Below are 19,597 nucleotides of genomic sequence, written 5' to 3'. Positions count from 1 at the left end.
CACCATGAGCGCAGTCATCGAAAGCCCGCGCGCCAGCGCGGCCCCCATGAGCGTGTTCGAGCGCTACCTGACGGTGTGGGTGTTTCTCTGCATCGTCGTCGGCATCGCATTGGGGCAGTTGTTCCCGGCCGTGTTCCAGGCCGTTGGCCGCCTCGAGGTCGCCAAGGTCAACATCCCCGTGGGCGTGTTGATCTGGGTGATGATCATCCCGATGCTGCTGCGGGTCGACTTCGCAGCCCTCGCACAGGTGAAGAACCACTGGCGCGGCATCGGCGTGACGCTGTTCATCAACTGGGCGGTGAAGCCGTTCTCCATGGCCTTCCTGGCGTGGTTCTTCGTGCGCCAGGTGTTCGCCAGCTCACTGCCCGCCGACCAGCTCGACAGCTACGTGGCCGGCTTGATCCTGCTGGCCGCCGCGCCCTGCACGGCGATGGTCTTCGTCTGGAGCCGCTTGACTGGCGGCGACCCTGTCTTCACGCTGTCGCAGGTCGCCTTGAACGACGCCATCATGGTGTTCGCCTTCGCGCCGATCGTCGGGTTGCTGCTGGGGCTGTCAGCGATCACCGTGCCGTGGGACACGCTCATCACCTCGGTGGGGCTCTACATCGTCTTGCCGGTGATCTTTGCGCAGGTGCTGCGCAAACGACTGCTGAAGAACGGGCCTGCGGCTTTCGAACGAGCGATGCATCGCATCGGGCCGTGGTCGATTGCGGCGCTCCTGCTGACGCTCGTGCTGCTGTTCGCGTTCCAGGGCGAGGCCATCATCAAGCAGCCGTTGGTGATCGCGATGCTCGCGGTGCCGATCCTGATTCAGGTGGTGCTGAACTCCGGCCTGGCCTACTGGCTCAACCGAAAGCTCGGCGAGAAGCACAACATCGCATGCCCGTCCGCGCTGATCGGCGCATCCAACTTCTTCGAACTGGCGGTGGCCGCAGCCATCAGCCTGTTCGGTTTCCACTCGGGCGCGGCGCTGGCCACCGTGGTTGGCGTGCTGATCGAGGTGCCGCTCATGCTGGCGGTGGTGAAGGTGGTGAACTCGTCGCGGGGTTGGTATGAGTCGTGAGCTGCCGAACATCGATCCGGCCTTGTTCGCAAAAGCCGATCCGGATCTGTTGATGCCGGCGCAGCGCTCCACCCACGCGCCCCGCATCCTGCTGCTGTATGGCTCGGTCCGTGAGCGCTCCTACAGCCGCTTGCTGACCGAAGAAGCAGCGAGGCTTCTTCGCGCGCTCGACGCCGAGACGCGGATCTTCGATCCTCGCGGCTTGCCGTTGCCAGACTCGGAGCCCGACAACCATCCCAAGGTAGTGGAGCTACGCGAGCTCGCTCAGTGGGCAGAGGGAATGGTCTGGACTTCGCCCGAACGTCACGGCGTCATGACCGGGATCATGAAAGCCCAGATCGACTGGATTCCGCTGGCCATGGGCTCCGTTCGGCCCACGCAAGGCAAGACGCTCGCGGTGATGGAGGTGTCGGGCGGCTCCCAGTCGTTCAACGCCGTGAACCAGCTGCGCGTGCTTGGCCGCTGGATGCGCATGATCACCATCCCCAACCAGTCGTCGGTGGCCAAGGCCTTCATGGAGTTCGACGAGGCCGGGCGCATGAAGCCCTCGCCGTACTACGAGCGCGTGGTCGACGTGATGGAAGAGCTGGTGAAGTTCACGCTGCTCACGCGCGACTGCGCGGGCTACCTTGTGGACCGCTACAGCGAGCGGCGCGAGAGTGCCGAGGCATTGTCGAAGCGGGTCAACCTGCGCAGCATCTGAGCAAGGCGAACCCAGGGTGCAAAGCAAGACCACGACGACGGTGATGCTGGGTGTGGCTCAGACCCTGGCGTGGGCCTCGTCGTACTACCTCCCCGCGGTGCTGGCCGGTGCCATCGGCAAGGACATCGGCATTTCCACGTCCACGGTCTTCGGAGCTTTCTCGGTGGCGCTGCTCGTCGCAGCCGGCATCGGCCCCTTCGCCGGCCGGCTCATCGACCGCTTGGGCGGGCGCCCGATTCTTATTGCCAGCAATCTGGTGTTTGCCGCAGGGCTGGCCGCATTGAGCCAGGCCAGCTCTACAGTCCACCTCTTCGCCGCCTGGGCTTTGATGGGCCTTGCCATGGGCAGCGGACTCTACGAGGCCGCGTTTGCCACCGTGGTACGCCTGCACGGCCAGGATGCGCGACGAGCCATCACCGGCATCACGCTGTTCGCAGGTTTTGCGAGCACCGTGGGGTGGCCGTTGTCGGCCTATCTGGAAAGCACCGTGGGCTGGCGCGGGGCCTGTCTTGCGTGGGCGGCATTGCATCTGGTGGTCGGCCTTCCGCTCAATGTGCTGCTGCCACGCGCTGCCCGGACCGATCAGGCTTCGAAGGAGGCAACTGTCGCCAACAAGGGCGATGGCGCGGGTCTTGCGCCAGCGCAGCAGCGCCGCGCTGCCTTCCTGATGGCCTACGTCTTTGCCGTCACCTGGTTCATCAGCACGGCAATGGCCGCGCATCTGCCGGAGCTGCTGTTCGCCAGTGGTGCCACGCTGGCCGCGGCAGTTGGCATCTCCGCCTTGGTCGGCCCGGCTCAGGTGGTGGGACGGGTGATCGAGTTCACTTTTCTCAAGCGTGCGCACCCGCTGTTGTCGGCCCGGTTGGCCACGCTGGCTCACCCACTGGGCGCTCTCTGCCTCGGCCTGCTTGGTACATCGGCCGCCGCTGCTTTTGCGGTGTTGCATGGCTTGGGAAATGGCATCCTGACCATCGCCATCGGGACGCTTCCGCTGCTGATCTTTGGTGCCGAGGGCTACGGGCAGCGCCAGGGATTCCTGATGGTGCCAGCGCGCATCGTGCAGGCCGGGGCACCATTTCTGTTCGGCATGGCCGTAGAACGGTGGGAAGATGGCGCGTTGTGGTTCTCCGCGATGCTTGGCCTGTCCGCGTGCCTGGCACTGGTGGTCATGACGGCCGACATGAGGAAAGCACCACTTGTTGCTCCGGCGCATTGAAATCAGAACCCTGATCGTCGTATGACCCACGACGTGATCATCGTCGGTGGTGACTAGGCAGCGCCCTCGGTGGCGTACTCTCTGCGACCAGCACAGCGCTCATTCCTGATGTTTGATGCTGAGAAAGTCGGCGGGGGTGCCTGGCAGTACGGCTGGGATTCGCTGAGGCTGTTCTCGCCATCCACGTGGAGTTCCATCGCAGCTTGCCCGATGCCAAACGCGGGCACAACCTACACCGGCCGCGACTACATGGTGAGCTACCTGCGCGACTACCTAAGCTCACGCGCGCCGAGTAAGGATTCGCGCGCATTTCAATTTGCTTGGTTGCACTTTAAATCGCGGTCCGGCGCCGAAACGATACAACTAAAGTGCGTTTTCTTTGGGGATTGTCGCAAAAATAGGGATACAGAGAGATTTTTCCTTTAAAATCAATAGCTTGCGGTGTGGCTGCTCAATTTGTTCAGTTTTTATCAACCGTACGGGAATGCCCTCCAATGCAAGCGCGCACGTGGACATTGGCCCGCCTGCTCGCCGACGACCGCAATGCCCTGAACGCGATCGACAACCACTGTTGCACCGACCACGACGACGCGAACGATTTCTGCCGCTCGACGCGGGCTGTCGAGCGGCTGGACTCCAGTCCACCTGATCCCCATTCCTCAAACACGTTACTTAAAGAATCTGAAGCCGCCAGCAGCGAGGTTGTGTCAATCCTCTGCTGCCCCAAGGCCTCGCGGCGTTTGGTCCCTTGCGTCCTGCCTTCGGCAAGTACTCAAGAACAGGTCCCATGTCGTCGGGCATTACGCGTCGCGTGCCTCTCGGGGAGAGCGGCGGGTTGACGAGACCCTGTTCGCTATGCACTTGAGACCCTAACAGCCGCCATGACCTGCCGGTGCTTTCGGTGTCTCCCAGGATTCCTTCCTGGTCGTGCGGGTGGGGAGCTTCGTTCGATGCTCGCGCCGTCCTTGGTTGTCAGTCGTCTTGGTTGCCGTTGCCCTCTCGGCAGCGACGTTGGTGATCGGTTGCAGCCCATCAAGCAAGGGCCGGTTTTCGCAGGAGCGTCGTGGTGTGGGTCGCGTCATCGATCGATCCGCCATTGCAGCGGGTGATGATGAAGCAGTCAGGGGCATTGTTCCAGCCGCCATTGCAGCAGCCGGTGGGTGGTTCGTTGTCGTCGTGTGCCGCTCCATCGTCGGAGCCTTCGTCGTTCTCGCGGTGGTCATCACCCTCTCGGCGATGCCTGTCATTGCCCTTCCAGCCCCATCGACGGGACGGTTTCACCGCTCCATCGGCGATAGCAGTCGTTGCCATATCTCCGACTACTTTCGTTCCCAGAGAGCCATCGCCCACACTCTCAAAAACCTGCGCTGTTTGCGTTCTGATCGTTAGGAACGAACCCAAGTCGTTGTCGCGGATGACGAATTTCGACACTCTGTCTTTAAATGTTCATGAAACCCCGAAGCGGGAATTACCCCCGCCAGAACGCAAGGGCGACAAAAAAAGCGCGCTCCGGCAGCATCGGCCTGTTCAGTGCCCCTTGAGAGCTTGTGAACGGCCAATGCGCGGCGCGCGCTTTCGTCGGGCATTGCCGACAGTCATCGAATCATTTCCGCGTGCTGCGGCATGGAAAACCGGTGCCCTCCTGGAGGGCGTGATCGAACTGTAGGCAGTCTCGCGGCATTTGTCATCCTCGAAAGACACGCAAATCCGACCCGCATTCTCGGAACTTGACGCTAGGCATCCCCGCAGACTTGAGAACGACCAAGAACTGCCAAGTTTGACCGGAAGATGACCAACCCCAGCGAGCATGCGATGAGAACCCCTGGCACCGACCAGTCCCCCCCTACCGAGCCGCAAAAACCCACCTTTCGTCTCCGCGTTTCGATCGCACCGGACGACGTGAGCCTCCTTCCGCTGTACGACGCGTTGGTGGCACTGCCGAGCGACAAGGCAAGGCGGCTGCACATTCGGCAGTTGCTATTCCAGGCCTTGATAGGTGGGCCAGCCGCTGTGTCAATGTGGGCACCTCCAATGCGACCGATACAGCCCGCGGCACAAACCGCTACGACGGAGCATTCCAGTGGCCATCCGCAGCCTGTTGCTGGTCACCTGCCACGACGCCCGGCACGGACTCGAAGTGCGGCGCTGAGCAGCTCGCTTGCAAAACTCATGATCGACTGACTGCGGTGATGTCCGCTGTTCGATTGCCCCCTCCCCTTGCATCTCACTAGCCCAACGGAACTCCATGAGCAGAACCATCCTTTCCATCGACGTCGGATTCGGCAACACCAAGGCGGTCTGGTCCGACCCGGGCGCCAAGGACTTCGGCCCGGCCGGCGAGATCTGCTTCAGCTCCGTCGTGCCGGCGTGCCATGTGCCAGCGCTGGAGAAGGCCGGCGGCCTTGGCGGCGGCGCGCTTAACCGCGTGGTGGTCGAGGTAGATGGTCGCCACTTCTTCGTTGGACCAGAAGCAACGCTCGGCGATGGCGCCCGGATTCTCGATCCGAACTTCATCGAGCGGCCCGAGTACCGCGCGTTGATTGCCGGCGCCCTGCACTACTTCATGCGAGCGACGGGCCATGTCAGTCAAAGCGTCGATGCGCTGGTGCTGGGCTTGCCGGTCTCGGCGTTCGCTACCAAACGCGCGGCGCTCAAAGCCGTGGGAGGGCGTGTCCATCGGGTGCCCGTGCCAAAGGCGTTACAGGGGCGCACTGGACGGGACACCATCGATCTGGTCGCCAAGAAGGTCATCGTCGTGCCGCAGCCCTATGGTGGTTTACGGTTTGCGCTCAATGAAGCGCTCTCCCACCAGGCCGGAGATCTGTTCGTTGGCGATGACGAGGTGAACCTGGTCATCGACCCCGGATTCAACACCTTCGACTGGTTCGTCGCACAAGGAATGGAGCCGCAGTTGGAGATTTCGGGGTCGTTCCCGGGCGGCGTGTCGCAGATCGTGCGAGAGGTCGCACACGCGGCCGGCATGAGCCTGGGCGTGGGCGATCTGAACTTCGTGACGACGGAACGCGCGCTGGCCAGCGGCGTGCTCACGCATGGTGGCCAGCGCATCGATTTCACGCCCTACCGCACCGTAGCCCTCTCAGCCGCCCAGCGCGTGGTCGACGAGTTTCTTCTGGCGTTCAATTTCGAGGGGATCGGTGTCAACCGGGTGATCTTGGCCGGCGGCGGTGCGATGCACTACCTGCAGCCGTTGCGCGACAGGCTGCCGGGATTCGATGTCCAGGTGCAGGCCGACAGCGTCATGTCGAACGCCCGTGGCTACTGGCTGGTCGCCAACGACGCGCTCGCTGCGCAGCCGGCCTGATCGGCGGACAAGTGGCCGGGATGCCCGCGCTGAACGTGCCGCACTCGAGGTTGCGCTGCCAACGGCGGGTGCTAGCTTGCTTGCAGGTCAGCCCATCGCTTGAGTTCCGGGCAGGCCATCCCCTACAGGAATAGGAAATGACATGAGTCTCAAGAAATTCAAGGCCGCGATGGCGCAAGGCATGGTGAGCGAGATGCGCAAATATGTGCCGAGCGTCACCGCGAAGGAGCTCTTCGTGATCGCCCTCATCGCCTCCGCGATCGGCTACCTGCTGATGAACTTTTGTACCGGACCGGTGCTTCGCGTCTACGGCGGCCTGCTGTTTGTCTCGGGCATGGTGACCAGTCTGATCACCTTCGATCCGGGCGAGTGAGCGCCATGAGTTCGCTCGCCACGGCCGTGGCCGCGCTCCGGTTGCGCACCCTGCAGGTGCTGGGGCTGGGCTTCAACAGCCCGATGGCATTGGGTGCGCTGACGCGGATGCGTGTCCGCGAAGGTCTCGATGAGGACACTGCGGCGGAACTGATTGCACTTCAGCGGGCCCGTGTGAGACGCCGGACGATCACGGCCTGCTTTGCGCTGATCGCGCTCGGCGTGCTGCTGAATCACTCCCCTCGCCGTTCGCTCGCGCACACGGTCGCGGCTGTCTTGATCTACGGCGGCCTGTTCGTATTGGCCTCGCAGTTCTCGCGTGCATGGGTGCTGCGACCCGGCACGATCACGAAGCAGCTGTTTCGTCGGTAGACCCCAAAAAGCAGCGAGCGGCCAAATTTGGCCGCTCTACGAATTTCGTACTACGACTGGAGCCCCAGTGTCAGCGTTGCAGCGACCGCAGATGGAACTTCCAATCGTCGTTGTACAGGAACGTTTCGGTGAAATGCCAAGGCTTGGGCAGGTTCGACACGTCGCCGAACGGCGCAGCCCGCATGATCGCATCCATCGCCATCTGCATGGACTCCGGCGCGTTCTGGGGCTCACGTACGACATGGATCTTCTGGACGGAGCCGTCCGCCTCGAGGTCGATCTGGAGCACCGGGATCGAGAGCAGGACGGCGGGTGCGTCGCCCTCGTAAGTGGCACCCTGGTTCCATTCCATGATCCGCTGCGCCGCCTGGCGTCGGTACTCCGGCCAGGAGGTCGCTTGGGCGCAGGCGTGAGTGGCTCCAAGCAGCGCGGAAGCGCCGAGCACGGCGGCGAGGACGGAGGTTCGGAGAGGTTGTTGCATTCCACGTTTATGGCGTGCTCCGCGCCTTCGACCGAATCGAATGCGCATCGATTGAGCTCTTGTATTGCCCACAACGCCTCTTGGAGTCAGTGGCACCGCGCTCCGCACGGCCAGACTTGCGCGGACAACGTCCCATGTCAGTATGTCGTCGGATCAGCCCTCTCGGTGGGGGTGCCATCCAAGACGCGAAGCTCAACGCAGAAGAGGAAACGGAATGAAAGACCGAAAGTTGATTCTTCGAGATCTTGTGCGGCAAGCGTCGCCCGACACCTTGCGCGTCGTTCATCGAAACGCCGCCTGGTGCGCGAAGAGCGACGACATCACGCTGATGCGCCCAGACGGCTCGACCTCCTTCAGCGATCTGTGCGAACTGCTGGGCGTGCTGGCCGGCGTCGGCATTCGATGCGCACAGGTCGAATGGGATGGTTTGCCGGCCAGCAACGAAGGAGGAAGACGGCCGCTGCAACTGAACGACCAGCATGGCCCGTTGCGTTCGCCGCTGGCATCGCCGGCAACCACGCCTTCATCTTCATAACGAGGGGCAGAAATTGAATAACATCGACTGGGCCGACTATCAGCGGCATCAAGAGAACGCGTACTACGCGGACAAGGAGGATCGTGAGCGCCGCGACGACGATGAAGCCAGTCAAGCGGTACCAGCGAAAGCCTGCGGGGATGGCGCAGGAGCCACGGGTTTCGGCATGGTGTCGGGCATTGCCGCGCTGGGCTTCGCAGGCCTGCTCATCGCGTCGATCGCGCAAGTCTTTGGCCCGTTCTTCGGAACCAGTACAGGCGGACCACTGGTGTTCAAGCACTCGATGGCGTCTTTCCTGATCCTCGCGGTTGCTTTGCATCTGGTTCTGAGCATTTCTCGTCGCAACAGGCTGTCGATGTGGCTGAGTGTGCCGCTGCTCTTTTTCTATGGGGTCGCGCAGGTAGGTGTCCTCGACGGTTTGCGCGGTGGGACGGAGCAGTCGGATCTGCTGCGCCTTGCGATCGTCTGCGCGATCGCCATGGGTCTTTGGCTGGTCGTTTGCTCCCTGTACCGATTCATCGCCGCGCACATACGCGACGAGGCGCTGCGCAAGGAGCGCGACGCCCACCTCGCGGCGGCCAACAACGCGGTGCTGGACGATGCGAAAGAAGGCAAGGAAGGTGAGCAACGCGTTCACGACGCGCTGGAGCTTGCAGTGCGTCGACAGTTTGGCGCCGACGCGGTAGTCATTCCGCGGGGTGGATTGCTTCCCATCGAAGGCCGCATTCCATTCACCGATATCGACCATATCGTGGTCACGCCGCACTGCGTCATCGCTGTGGAGACGAAAGATTGGAAGTGGCAACGCATATCTCCCGTGCCTGGCGACGAGAGCTTCGTCGAACGACGTCGGCCGGGTCGGGTTGAACGTTTCGAGAACCCGTATGGTCAGGCATCACGCAAGCCCGATCACCTGCGACGGGCTGTGGGCCTCGGTAGTGACGTGCCGATCGAATTCGCGGTTTGCTTCGCCGGCAACGAAACCGAACTGGCCCCGGGCTTTCCGGGCTGTATGACGACGATAGGAACCTTGCCCTCATGGCTGCAGGCGGTGACTCGACGCCACCAGGAGACCCGATTGGACGCTTCCTTGATCGCTGGACAGATTGCCTCGCGATTGGACTACGGCCCTTCGTCCTACGAGCGTTTTCGGCTTGCGCTGGAAAGCGGCGGCGCCTACGCGAAGCTTCTAGCCGACCGAGAGGAAGCGCGAGCTGCCATGCTGATCCCGCGATCGACGCCCAAGCATCTGTCAAACTTCCGCCCCGGGCTCCTGCCTCTCGGGATGTTCGGGGTGAGCGTTGCCCTCCTCTGCCTGACTTTGGTGATGACTCAAACCGGAGCCCTCGGCAGTGCACTGGCGGACGCTCTCGAGTCACCAGCGAAGGCCGCACTACGATGGTTGCCTCCCGGCCCGAGCTCCGCATTCTTGAAACGCGCTGCGATAAATGCGCCCCTGACGGCGCGATAACTCGTCGCTGATCCATTTTCACCGGCTGCAACAGAATTACCGCCGGTGCCCATAATGGGGCATGCCTACCCTCGTCGGACATGCATCCTGGGCCGAAAAGACGCTGATCGACTGCGGCCGCTTCTACCCACCGGGCTGCAAGACGCCCGAGGCGCGTCTGCGCTACTACGCGAGCATATTCCCGCTGGTCGAGGTCGACAGCAGCTACTACGCCATCCCGTCGCCCACCAACGTGCACAACTGGGCGGCCCGCACGCCCGAGAGCTTCGTCTTCAATTTCAAGGCCTTCCGCTTCTTCACCGGGCACCAGACGGACGTCCAGGTGCTGCCTAGAGGAGTGAAGGAGCTGCTACCCGGCCGGAAGCGGCTCCTGTACCGCGACACCGCCGACGAGGTGAAAGAAGCTCTGTGGATCGCGTTCAACCAGGCGCTGGAGCCGGCGCGGCTTACGGGCAAGCTCGGACTAATTCATTTCCAGTTTCCCCCGTCCGTGGTGCCGTCGCCGCGTGTGACTGCCCACCTGGAGGCCATCCGCGAGAAGCTGCCCCGGGACACTTTCAGCGTTGAGTTCAGGCACAGCAGCTGGTGGGATGGGATGAAACGCACGGTCGAGACCTTGGCCATGCTGCGCGCCTTGGGTGCAGTTCACACAGTGGTTGATGGACCGCGAGGCGCGGAAAACTCGGTGCCGCCGGTTTGGGAAGTCACAAACCCCGACTACTCGCTGATGCGCCTGCATGGTCGGAACGCAGAGACGTACAACGCACCGGTGCCCTCGGCCGCCGAGAGGTTCTCCTACGAGTACAACGACGCCGAGATCAAGGGCATCGTTGTTGAAGCTGTCCGCCTGGCCTACAAGGTCCGGCACGCACACATGATCTTCAACAACTGCGACGAGGACCGAGGTGTCCGCAACGGCATCACTGCGATGAAGATGCTGGTTCAGTACGGGGACGGTCAGCGGCCTGATCTCTCCCAGCCCTTCCACCCGAATGGCGTTTTGCCGAGCCTGTCAGCCGACGAACTCGCCGGGGCCCTACGCCAGCTGCCGGAGCCCGCAGACGGTGAGTCGCTCATTCGAGAGGTCGAGATCGACTCTGAGCGCATCGGGCGGGTGCGGGTCACATTCCAGTTGCGGAACGCTAGGCACCACAAGAGCAGTCACTCGTTCTGGAATGCCTCCTTCGCCCAGCCAATCTAGCCTGCCAGGGCGATCAGGATTGCGTAGACAACAATATTGACCGCCGACTGCCTTGCTCCGGATGTTCCAGGCTTTCGCAGTCGGTCTACAAGAGGAGCAACATGGCAACGACGACGATTCCCAGCAAGACGGCGAGTGAGTTTGGCACCTATGTCCAACTGGTTGAGCGCCTTCAACAGAAGAAATCGGGCCAGTACATATTTCGTGGGCAAGACCGGCGCGGGAACCTGCTGCCCGGCGTAGCGCGTGGCACCCCAAATCGCAACCGCGTGCTGAGCGAGCAAGAGGCACTGGAGCAATTTGGACTTTTGGGGGCGTCCCTCTTGTCTCCCGGCCAGCACGGCCTGGTTGATTTGATGGTCGTGGCCCAACATCACGGGCTGAAGACTCGGCTACTCGACTGGACAGCCAACCCGCTGGTAGCCTTGTTTTTCGCCTGCAATTCCCAAGCGACCGGTCCAGTGTTTGTCTACGCCTTGCACGCGGAGAATCTTCTCGATAAAACGGTCTACGATAAGGATCCTTTCGACCGACGAAAGACGGTTGTGTTCCAACCGCGGTTGAACAATCCGCGTGTCACGGCCCAAGACGGATGGTTCACCTTGCACGCTTTTTCGGGCCAAGGCCGCTTCATAACCTTGGAAAGCAATCGGGAGGTAAAGCCCCACCTGTCCCAGATCATGATCCCCGCCGCTGCAAGGGGGCCTATCCTGGACATGCTGCAAGCAATGGGCTTTAGTCCCAAGTCCATGTTCCCGGATCTCGGTGGCTTGTGCACACATCTGAACCTCAAGCACAACCTGACCTCCCGGCCGGACTTTGATGACATCTAGGCCTAGTGTTTCTGCGCTGAGCACAGCGCGAACAACTGAAGGCAGTTCAGATTTTCGTCACTCATGTCGTCCCCGTGAAGGAAGGCGCAATATCTGAGATGAATTATCGGAATTTGCCCCGGGGGGAAGACCCTGGGACACGCACATTCGAGGCAAAGTCGAAACGTCTCGGGGACGGCTGGAGCCCCCGGCGGGGGCTGAAGAATTGGCATTCCGGCAGGATATCTGCGTCCCAAAGACATGCAAGGGCATCGAACTTGCCGGTGACCGCTCACAAACGGTGTCCGGCGACCGCCCCTGGGCTGAAGCCTGCTTTCGTCGTTCTCCGGTATCGGTGCCGGCCTATCCTTTGACCGGCACCTCTTTTAGAAAAGCCCTGCAGGCTCAACTTCGCGATCCCAGCTGTAAATGACCAGCTCTTGGCGCTCGGCCCGGTTGGCCCCGCCCCGCCCACCGTGTAGTCGATGGCCAGGCTCTCCATGCCAAGGCCCTCAAAGCAGCCGCGGCTGGGTAGTCGTTGATGTTGACGATGGCCTCCCGCTTGAACTGACGCGGCCTGGAAGCCAGCGGCTCGTACTGCTTCCAAGGGGAACGGCATGCCGTGGCCCTTGATCAGCCAGCAAGGCGGGGCCATGTAGAACAGCGTGGGCAGGTCGTAGTAGTCCATGCAGGTCGCCCAGTCGAGATACTCGGTGTATGTGCAGGCCCGGCACAAATGAGTCGCGCCGAGGACAACCATGCGAGCCTTCGTGTTCGCGTTTCAGCACTTGCGGCGATGCAATCTTGTGCCACCATTTCTGCATGTCCAACAGACGGAGGTCGAAATTGAACTCGAAACCAGCCACCGCAACGGCACTTGTCGGAGCGCTCCTGCTTGCCGCGTGCGCAGCCGGAAATCCCGGCGGTGGCACCACGCATCGATGGGCGATCAACCTCGCCGGCCATGTGAATGGCACTGCCAACAGGGTCGCCGAGTTGACGGAACATCCCGATGGCACCGCCACGTGGAGAATCATGGGGGCTGGTATTGCAGCCTGTGATCAAGGCGAACACAATGCAGATGTTCGCCGCAGGAATTCGACCACTGGTGTCCCAATTGTTGTCGTCCGAGTAGAGCCTCGGATGACCGGCTGCGAGCCTGTGCGATTCGTCATGAAGGTTGACGGAACCGGTGGGTGGTCGGAAGTCATCCGCGACGGGAACTGGATTCCGATGGACCGCAGCCTGGGATTGACCGCGATCCAATAGAGGTAGCCGGATTGGGGCGCAAGGGTTGCGCCCCTTGAATATCGCACAGGGACTAGTCGCCGTCGCCGCCGGCACTGCCTCCATCCCCTCCCGAGCTGCCAGCGCTTCCGCCGCCCGCCGAAGTACCAGCAGAGCCACCACCATCGGCGCTCGCGCTGCTGCCGTTGCTGCTGCCGTCCGCGTTGGACGAGTCGCTAGAGCCAGATCCTGTCGATGTCGGCTGCGCGGCAACGCCAGCCGCGTAGCCTTGATCGTACGTTGCCCTCGCGCCATTGCGTAGCGGCGTGATGCAGGTCGAGTCGCATGCGGCGAAAGCCGGCAACGCGATGGCCGCGGACAGCGACAGCGCGGCGGCAGCGAGTGTGGAAATCTTGAGACTCATAACGGAAGCTCCTTAAGGTCGTTGATGGGACCTTGCAGGCTATTCCTCCCGACGGTCGCCCGAGGCCCGATTGGATGAACAATCGATACGCCATTCGGAAATGGGCGTTTTCGCACTGGCCGTGTGTCAGATCTGGTCCAGCTCCCGCATCCATGCGGGGATGTCACGTTGGCCATGCAGCACGCGCCACACGTCGATGTGATCTTTGCGCTCGACATAGAACACCAGGTGCGGATACCGCGTCAACGGCCAGAATCGCAGCCCCGGCAGATTCAACTCATGGGCATAGCGCGGCGAACCCGTAGATGGATCGCGACGGATGTGCGCGAAGGCCTCTTCCAAGGCATCGATGAAGCCCATCGCTGCGTGCTCGGCATCCTCGCTCAGGTAGTGTGCGATGACGTCATCCACGTCCCTGCTGGCCTGCTCGCGAGGAACGATCTTCTTGGCGGTCACTTACGCGCGCTGGCCTTACCCGCGCCACGCACGCGATCACGCAGGCCCTTGAAGTAGGTCGCGTCGGCCGGCCCTGACGGGGTCGACGCGGCGCCATCGAGCAACAGTCCGCGCAGATGCGACCGATCCTGATCCCTTCGGATCAACTCGCGCACGTACTCGCTGCTGGTTCCAAACGCGCGCTTCTCGACCTGCTCATCCACGAAGTCCTTGAGCGTGTCGGGCAGGGAAATGTTCATCGTGCTCATGGCCTGATGGTAGGCCTTATGGCAAATTTTGGCAACAATTGGCCGAGAAGCGCCCTGCTCATTCACCTGGCACGGCGGTTCCGCCACGCTCAATGCCGGGGATGGCGACTACTGGTACCAGCACCCAATCTGGGCCAGGGACTGGCTGGACACGCCTGCACCAGTCCCATCGGTCAGACTGATGTTCCAGTACGAACCTTGGTCGCTTGCCGTGAAATTCGAGGCATTGCCTCGGGTGTCGATCGCCTGCGGGATCGAGAAGATCTTCGGCACACCACCGCTGCCGCAGCCCGGCTTGCCGATGTTCCAGCCGTTCATCACGACGATCGAGTCCTGCACCGACCACTTACCCTCGCGGTCGACGGCGCTCATCCACTGGTTTCCCACGCACGTCAACGACACGCCGCCAGGCGTCACGCCGGCCGCGCCGTTGGTCGAGCAGCCCGCGCCAACCGACGAAATCGACACCAACGGCGCCCAGGCCGAACCCGAGCAGACGACCAGCATGCCGCCCGAGCCGGTATCGGTGGAGCGTGCCACCGCGCCGGCATCGCTGCAGGCCGAACCGGGCGTGAACAGTCCGCTCGGGATCAGGCGATTGCCGACCATGCGCCCCGAGGTCTGCATATAGGCCTCGGAATCACGAGACATGACGGACCACTTTCCCGGCGTATTCGGACCGCTCCAACCCTTGGGATCTTCCGTTGTCAACACGCTGCCCGTGGCCGCGACGTCCCACGTCCGTACGCCACCATCCCAGCCGCTCGGCATCTCCATGGGGTCGAAACAGTTGAACCCGGCCCGACCGTCCTTCTGCAGGCGGATGCACTTGTTCACATCCACGTCGCCCGTTGTGCTGAGCGTGTTGTTCACCGTCACCGGACCGCCGAACTGCGAGCTGCCTCCGATGTTCAGGTTGCCGGCCACGGACAGATTGCCTTGAAGGTCCGGATCGCGTGTGTCCCGGATCTGCACGAACCGCTGATACAGGCCCTCATCCAGGTAAGTGCCGATCGCGATGGTGCCTGGCACATTGCCGTTCGGGTTGGGCACGTTGAAGATCGAGGAGACCAGATTCCCACCGTTGGTGTAGGGCGCCGAAGCACCAGACCCACCGGCGGCTTGCAGAAAGCGGGCCACAAGGTCATAGCGCACGTTGTTCGTGCCGAAGGTCATGGCCTGCGTCGCGTACGAGACGCCAAACAACTGGCAGTTCACGCCCGGGCAGTTCTGCGGAATGATCTTGATGGCGACCGGGATGTTCTGCTTGGTGATCGCGGTCGGGAACGACGGGTTCGAGATGTACTTCGCGGTACGCAGTTCCTCGATGGTGGGCGCCATCGAGTTGACGAACCCGGCCACCGGCTGGCTGTTGGACAGCGCGTTGTGGTTGGACAAGTTGTACTTTTCGACCGCCGAGTTCAGAACCTGCATGTACACGCCCACGGCATCCATTCCGGCGTCCTCGACCTCGCGGACCTGCTGCGGCGCCTTCCAGACCGCGAGCAGCGTGGAGAGCGCGATGACGATCGCCAGCTCGATCATCACGTAGCCTGTGCCGCGGCGGCGAGCCCCGCCGCCGCGGGTCCTGTCGAAAATCAGTTTCGGAGTCATGGCATGCCTCGATGAAAGTGAGAAAGCCGGGAGCGAACGCCCCCGCCTGGTGGCGAGTGCGTTCGGCGGTCAGGCGCCGGTGAACTGGAACTGGTTCGTGTCCAGCAGCGTGCAAGCCGCCGCCGCAGCAGCAGCGTTGAACGAGCCGTTGGCGGCTTTCACCACAGTGCCGTTGATCGAGATCACGACGACGGAACGGTTCATCGTGGCGCCAAGGTCCGGGCACGCGAAGCTGCTGACGTTGTCGACCTGGATGGTCCATGCGTCGCCAGCATTGGTGACCGTCCCCGGCGTTGCGGACACATTGCCGCTGCCAAAGGCCACGAGGCTGTGCGTGCACGTGGTGCCGTTTCCGGTGCCGGCCGAGGTGATGATCGCGCCGCCGCGCGCGATGTTGCACACCTCGTCCGTGGTCAACGTTGTGTACGGGGTGGCGCCCATGCCGTCGGCATTCAGCGTCAGGCGCTGGCCGATGCGCTGCAGCTCGGTGGTCATGGTCGAGACGCGGCCCGAGATCACGAATGCCTTGTAGCCGGCAATGGCCGCCACGGACAGGATGATGACGATCGCGATGTACAGCGACAGCTCAGCCAGCGAGAAGCCCTTCTGCTTGCTGTTGCTGCTGCGGCGCGGTTGGGGTGTACGGGCGGAATACTTCATTTCAGGCGCTTTCAAGTGAGGACGGTCGGACAAGAGGAACGGTTGTTGGTCCGATGAATCTTGAAAGCCTGTCGGGCCGCGATCGATCCGAATGCAGCGGAAATCGCGACGCCAATCGAAACCGGAGGCACTGCGCCGTGAAGAAATCCTCAATGGCCGGCGGGTTGATCGCCGCTGCTAACAGGCTGCCGGAACCAAGCTGAGGTGAGGAACGAAATGCCTGAGGGCGATCCCATCTGGCCTACGCCCAAAGCGTCGCGGCCAGTCAGCGCACTGAAGCACCGACCGGCTGCGAAGTGAACGCCCTGCTCGCTCAGGACTGATAGAAGAGCTTGGTTGCTTGCAGCAACGCGGACCCTGCCGATGCGGTCATCGCGCCGACGCCGAAGACCCCCAGCAGCGCGAACACGATCATCGCCGCGCGCAGCCAGGCGGCCCGTCGTGCGACCTTCTTCAGCGTCGGCCCCTCCACGCGCAGCCCCGTCTTCTGCAGCCCGACCGCGATACCGGCACCGTCCTGAACGTCGAGGAAGTACCAGAATGTCTCCTGGTCGATCAAGCCTGTGTTCAGTGCGTTCGCGATCGCCGTGCTGTTCTCTTCCGCCTGCGAACTGTTGACCTGCGACAGGTTCGACAACATCTGGTCGATGTGCCACTGCATCCAGGGCGAGGCGCCCTCCCGCAGCTGCGCCAGGCCGTCGGGCAGCTGGGTGCTCGAATTGTTTCGCCGCTTGACGATGGTGCTCAGGATGGCCAGGAACATGGCCCCCTGGAAGTCGCGGTACAGCCGCCAGATCAGCACCTGGTCAAGCTTCGTGCGCCACGGCCCGACAAGATTCGTCAACGACCACTTCACCCACCAGCCGGCAGCGGCGGCGAAGATCGTCAGCACCAGGGCGTTGGCGGAGATCGCGTCCGAGAACCCAAACATGGTTTGCGCCCGCGGCGGGAGCTGGTCCAGCGGCAAGGCGGAGAAGGTTTCGCGCAGCATCGGCACGGTGTACAGCGGCATGCTGAACAGTGCGGCGACCAGCACGCAGAGCGTTGCGAAGCCGACGAGCGTCGTCGCGAGGAAGGTGCTCTTGGCCTGCGCCACCATACCGGTCAGCCGCGCCATGTCACGCAAGGTCGAAGGCAACGCGCCGGCGCCGGCCTGCTCGCCCACACGGATCAGCGCCACATCCTCCGGCGGCAACGTGCCCTCGAAGGTCATGGCCAGATTGCCGCCCACTTCCACATACCGCGCCGCCCAGTGCGCGGCCAGAACACCTTCGGGCGTCTTGATCGGATTGCCCTCGCGGTCCGCCGAGTAGCGCGCGGCGTCGCGCTCGAAAAGGTCCTTGAGGGTCAGGCCACTGGCGTTCTCGAGTCGATCAGCCAACGTCTCGTAGTAGTCCGCCCGCTTCTTTCGAAACTTGCCTGCTGCGTTCTGCACGGGGTCCGTAAGCGAATGCCAGAAATCGGCGACGTCCGCCACGATCCCTTTGAAGAAGCCGGGACCGTTGGCCTGCGTTTGAAAATAGGTTGTAGGGGTGCTCATGTTCGATGAAGCGCGGTGCGCCGCGCGAGTGGGTTCAGACGGCGTGCAGCCGCGTCGGATTGGCGGCCTTCAGACGCTCCCGGCTCTTGCGCAACATTTCTTCGCGCTCGAAGCTGTGGAAGCGGGGTTCGACCCGCCGTGGATCCAGGACGCCTTGCGTCATCCAGTACACGGCGCATTCCATGGCCGTCTTGCCGGCCATGTCGGGCGAGGAATAGTCGCTGGTGCGCTGTTCCGCGAAATAGCGCTTGAGTCCGACCGTATCCGCCGCCTTGATCAACGTCAGCGCGTACTCGTCCGGCTCGAACACCTCCGCCACCATCTTCCGCCCGGCCAGGCCGTAGAGCTCACGCAGGTCGTTCTGGCGACAGACCGAACATCCTTCCGGGTTCTGGACCATCACGCCACCCACGTCGATATCGTAGAGGTGCTCCAGCCGTTTCGCGTACCCCAGGTAGTCGTTGGCGCGTGGCGATCCATCCTGGAGCAAGGACATGAAGGGCTTGCGGCAGTTCTCACAATTCGACGGAAGCAGCGCTTGCCCGACGATCACCTTGACCATTCGCGGGGTGGCCAGAAAATCCCTGGAGACACCCACGGTGTCCTGCGTGAGCTTGTCGTAGGCGCCGAACGCGTCGGGCGCGTGCGTCGTGCAATACAGGTTCACGCCCATCGCACACAGGTCGGAGAAGGCGCGACCGTCGGAGGAATCCCGGATCTCGCCCAGCAGAATGTCGTGCATCGCGCTGCGCTTGAGAATCTTCAGTTCCTCAAGGAAGTCGCCGGTGACGGTCTTCTGGATCACCCCCGGGATCAGCAGCTCGACGGGGCTTTCCAGCGACATCTTCTTGTGCGTCTCCGGCAGGCTCCCCATCATCGCGGCGATGGTGTGCGTCTTGCCGGAATTGACCACCCCGACGAGGATGACCGCGCCGCCCTCGGCGTTGGTCGCCCGATGCAGCCCGGCGATTTGCGTGGGCAGGTACCCCAGATCCTCCAGCACCAGCCGCTCGACCTGGGACATCTTGACGATGCGGGTCGTCACCGAGGGACCAGGGTACTGCGACGCGATGCTGGCCCACCGCAGCAGGATGTCCTGGCCGTCGATGTTCAGGTTGACGCGAGCGTCCTGTTCCACCGTCGGGTCATAGGTCGGCAGCTTGACGCCCTCGGCAATCATGTAGGCCGTGTTGAGCATCGAGTTCAAGGTGCCGGTCGGAATCCGGAAGCGATCAGGCGACACGTTCAGGCCGTTGATGATGAAGCTGATCTGGCTCATCGCCTTGCCGTCATGCATCGTGAACGTGATGTCGGAAGCCTTCTGCTCCAACGCCCACTTCACGACTTCCTTCAAGCTGCCGTAGGCGCCGTTGTCGTCGGGGTTGGCACGGATGACGCGGCGCTTGGCGATCTGCTCCTTGGTGACCTGACCACGCACGACCGACAGCAGCAGCACTTCGGAGGCGATGATGATGGGCGACTCCTTCCACAAGGTCCAGCGGCTGCTTTCCTTCGCCAGTTGCTCACGAATGGCGATCGCCTCGTCCGTGACCGAGGCCACCTCCGTGCACAAGAGCGCCGCATGCGCGGCGCTGGTGCCGAAGGCCCCGCCAAGCAACACCGGACACATCTGGTAGGCCAGATGGGGGCCGACGGGCACTTCCTTGTCCAGCTTCTGCTCGAACCCCAGCTTCAAGGCAATCAGGTCGTCAACGGAGTTGAGGCGAAGAGGCGCGATCACCGACCGCGAACTCACCGCGCCATCCGGCACATCGGCGCCAAACGTCGCCCGCTCGCGCAGCGGCTCGTGCCTCGTTTCGCGCACACCGTCACGCGGTCGGGTTGTCACCAACGGGCGCGATGCAACTGTAGGGGTCTGG

The 19,597-nt window shown here is 62.7% G+C and carries 21 protein-coding genes; 11 read left to right on the top strand and 10 right to left on the bottom strand.

Features of this window, described 5'->3' with window-relative positions:
- Positions 1 to 4: 4 nt before the first annotated feature.
- Genes arsB through ACWV14_RS11195 form a run of 3 tightly spaced genes read left to right on the top strand, consistent with a single transcriptional unit; the run spans position 5 to position 2,982 of the window.
- The gene (gene arsB, locus ACWV14_RS11205; protein ID WP_454906687.1) at positions 5 to 1,063 is read left to right on the top strand and encodes an ACR3 family arsenite efflux transporter; all 1,059 of its coding nucleotides are present in this window, start codon (positions 5 to 7) and stop codon (positions 1,061 to 1,063) included.
- A complete protein-coding gene (gene arsH, locus ACWV14_RS11200; RefSeq protein ID WP_454906689.1) occupies positions 1,053 to 1,766 on the top strand; it encodes an arsenical resistance protein ArsH in 714 nt (237 codons plus the stop codon). The genes arsB and arsH overlap by 11 nt, the downstream gene beginning before the upstream one ends.
- 16 nt (positions 1,767 to 1,782) lie before the next feature.
- Positions 1,783 to 2,982, top strand: coding sequence for an MFS transporter (locus ACWV14_RS11195; protein ID WP_454906691.1), 1,200 nt, complete (start codon positions 1,783 to 1,785; stop codon positions 2,980 to 2,982).
- A 1,032-nt stretch (positions 2,983 to 4,014) separates the two neighbouring features.
- Here the strand turns inward: ACWV14_RS11195 and ACWV14_RS11190 are convergent.
- On the bottom strand, positions 4,015 to 4,413 hold the full coding sequence (locus ACWV14_RS11190) for a hypothetical protein (RefSeq protein WP_454906693.1): 399 nt from the start codon (positions 4,411 to 4,413) through the stop codon (positions 4,015 to 4,017).
- A gap of 814 nt (positions 4,414 to 5,227) precedes the next feature.
- Here ACWV14_RS11190 and ACWV14_RS11185 point away from each other — a divergent pair.
- The 3 genes from ACWV14_RS11185 (at position 5,228) to ACWV14_RS11175 (ending at position 7,048) form a co-directional block, all read left to right on the top strand.
- Entirely contained in the window at positions 5,228 to 6,304 is a 1,077-nt protein-coding gene (locus ACWV14_RS11185; RefSeq protein ID WP_454906694.1) for a ParM/StbA family protein, read from the top strand.
- A gap of 142 nt (positions 6,305 to 6,446) precedes the next feature.
- Positions 6,447 to 6,677, top strand: coding sequence for a hypothetical protein (locus ACWV14_RS11180; RefSeq protein WP_454906696.1), 231 nt, complete (start codon positions 6,447 to 6,449; stop codon positions 6,675 to 6,677).
- Between the two features lie 5 nt (positions 6,678 to 6,682).
- On the top strand, positions 6,683 to 7,048 hold the full coding sequence (locus ACWV14_RS11175; protein ID WP_454906698.1) for a hypothetical protein: 366 nt from the start codon (positions 6,683 to 6,685) through the stop codon (positions 7,046 to 7,048).
- Positions 7,049 to 7,118: 70 nt separating this feature from the next.
- On the opposite strand, the gene ACWV14_RS11170 is transcribed toward ACWV14_RS11175, so the two are convergent.
- A complete protein-coding gene (locus ACWV14_RS11170) occupies positions 7,119 to 7,529 on the bottom strand; it encodes a hypothetical protein (protein ID WP_454906700.1) in 411 nt (136 codons plus the stop codon).
- Between the two features lie 214 nt (positions 7,530 to 7,743).
- Between ACWV14_RS11170 and ACWV14_RS11165 the strand changes: the two genes are divergently transcribed.
- The 4 genes from ACWV14_RS11165 to ACWV14_RS11150 all read left to right on the top strand — a co-directional run bounded on the left by ACWV14_RS11165 (position 7,744) and on the right by ACWV14_RS11150 (position 11,569).
- Positions 7,744 to 8,064: a hypothetical protein gene (locus ACWV14_RS11165; RefSeq protein WP_454906702.1), complete on the top strand. Its 321-nt coding sequence runs from the start codon at positions 7,744 to 7,746 to the stop codon at positions 8,062 to 8,064.
- Between the two features lie 13 nt (positions 8,065 to 8,077).
- Positions 8,078 to 9,535: a nuclease-related domain-containing protein gene (locus ACWV14_RS11160; protein ID WP_454906704.1), complete on the top strand. Its 1,458-nt coding sequence runs from the start codon at positions 8,078 to 8,080 to the stop codon at positions 9,533 to 9,535.
- A 61-nt stretch (positions 9,536 to 9,596) separates the two neighbouring features.
- Positions 9,597 to 10,736, top strand: a complete 1,140-nt coding sequence (locus ACWV14_RS11155; RefSeq protein ID WP_454912740.1) for a DUF72 domain-containing protein — start codon at positions 9,597 to 9,599, stop codon at positions 10,734 to 10,736.
- A gap of 101 nt (positions 10,737 to 10,837) precedes the next feature.
- Positions 10,838 to 11,569, top strand: a complete 732-nt coding sequence (locus tag ACWV14_RS11150) for an FRG domain-containing protein (RefSeq protein ID WP_454906708.1) — start codon at positions 10,838 to 10,840, stop codon at positions 11,567 to 11,569.
- Positions 11,570 to 11,840: 271 nt separating this feature from the next.
- Here ACWV14_RS11150 and ACWV14_RS11145 read toward each other — a convergent pair whose 3' ends face one another.
- Complete coding sequence (locus tag ACWV14_RS11145) at positions 11,841 to 12,236, bottom strand: hypothetical protein (RefSeq protein WP_454906710.1); 396 nt, start codon at positions 12,234 to 12,236, stop codon at positions 11,841 to 11,843.
- A gap of 158 nt (positions 12,237 to 12,394) precedes the next feature.
- Here ACWV14_RS11145 and ACWV14_RS11140 point away from each other — a divergent pair, with 158 nt between their 5' ends.
- A complete protein-coding gene (locus tag ACWV14_RS11140; RefSeq protein WP_454906712.1) occupies positions 12,395 to 12,817 on the top strand; it encodes a hypothetical protein in 423 nt (140 codons plus the stop codon).
- A gap of 52 nt (positions 12,818 to 12,869) precedes the next feature.
- Here ACWV14_RS11140 and ACWV14_RS11135 read toward each other — a convergent pair whose 3' ends face one another.
- The 7 genes from ACWV14_RS11135 to ACWV14_RS11105 all read right to left on the bottom strand — a co-directional run bounded on the left by ACWV14_RS11135 (position 12,870) and on the right by ACWV14_RS11105 (position 19,542).
- Positions 12,870 to 13,199 carry a hypothetical protein gene (locus ACWV14_RS11135; RefSeq protein ID WP_454906714.1) on the bottom strand — a complete coding sequence of 110 codons (330 nt, stop codon included), beginning with the start codon at positions 13,197 to 13,199 and terminating at the stop codon, positions 12,870 to 12,872.
- A 126-nt stretch (positions 13,200 to 13,325) separates the two neighbouring features.
- Complete coding sequence (locus tag ACWV14_RS11130; RefSeq protein ID WP_454906716.1) at positions 13,326 to 13,655, bottom strand: type II toxin-antitoxin system RelE/ParE family toxin; 330 nt, start codon at positions 13,653 to 13,655, stop codon at positions 13,326 to 13,328.
- Positions 13,652 to 13,903, bottom strand: coding sequence for a ribbon-helix-helix domain-containing protein (locus ACWV14_RS11125; RefSeq protein WP_454906718.1), 252 nt, complete (start codon positions 13,901 to 13,903; stop codon positions 13,652 to 13,654). Before ACWV14_RS11125 ends, ACWV14_RS11130 begins: the two co-directional genes overlap by 4 nt.
- Before the next feature lie 108 nt (positions 13,904 to 14,011).
- Positions 14,012 to 15,517 (bottom strand): hypothetical protein, encoded by a 1,506-nt coding sequence (locus ACWV14_RS11120; protein WP_454906719.1) that lies wholly within the window; start codon positions 15,515 to 15,517, stop codon positions 14,012 to 14,014.
- Positions 15,518 to 15,586: 69 nt separating this feature from the next.
- Positions 15,587 to 16,177, bottom strand: coding sequence for a type II secretion system protein (locus ACWV14_RS11115; protein ID WP_454906721.1), 591 nt, complete (start codon positions 16,175 to 16,177; stop codon positions 15,587 to 15,589).
- A gap of 313 nt (positions 16,178 to 16,490) precedes the next feature.
- On the bottom strand, positions 16,491 to 17,717 hold the full coding sequence (locus tag ACWV14_RS11110) for a hypothetical protein (RefSeq protein ID WP_454906723.1): 1,227 nt from the start codon (positions 17,715 to 17,717) through the stop codon (positions 16,491 to 16,493).
- A 34-nt stretch (positions 17,718 to 17,751) separates the two neighbouring features.
- Complete coding sequence (locus ACWV14_RS11105; protein ID WP_454906724.1) at positions 17,752 to 19,542, bottom strand: ATPase, T2SS/T4P/T4SS family; 1,791 nt, start codon at positions 19,540 to 19,542, stop codon at positions 17,752 to 17,754.
- Positions 19,543 to 19,597 lie beyond the last annotated feature (55 nt).

This window comes from Variovorax durovernensis (assembly GCF_977011995.1).
The sequence above is the reverse complement of the archived record's forward strand: the minus strand, read 5'-3'. Positions and strand labels throughout refer to the sequence as shown.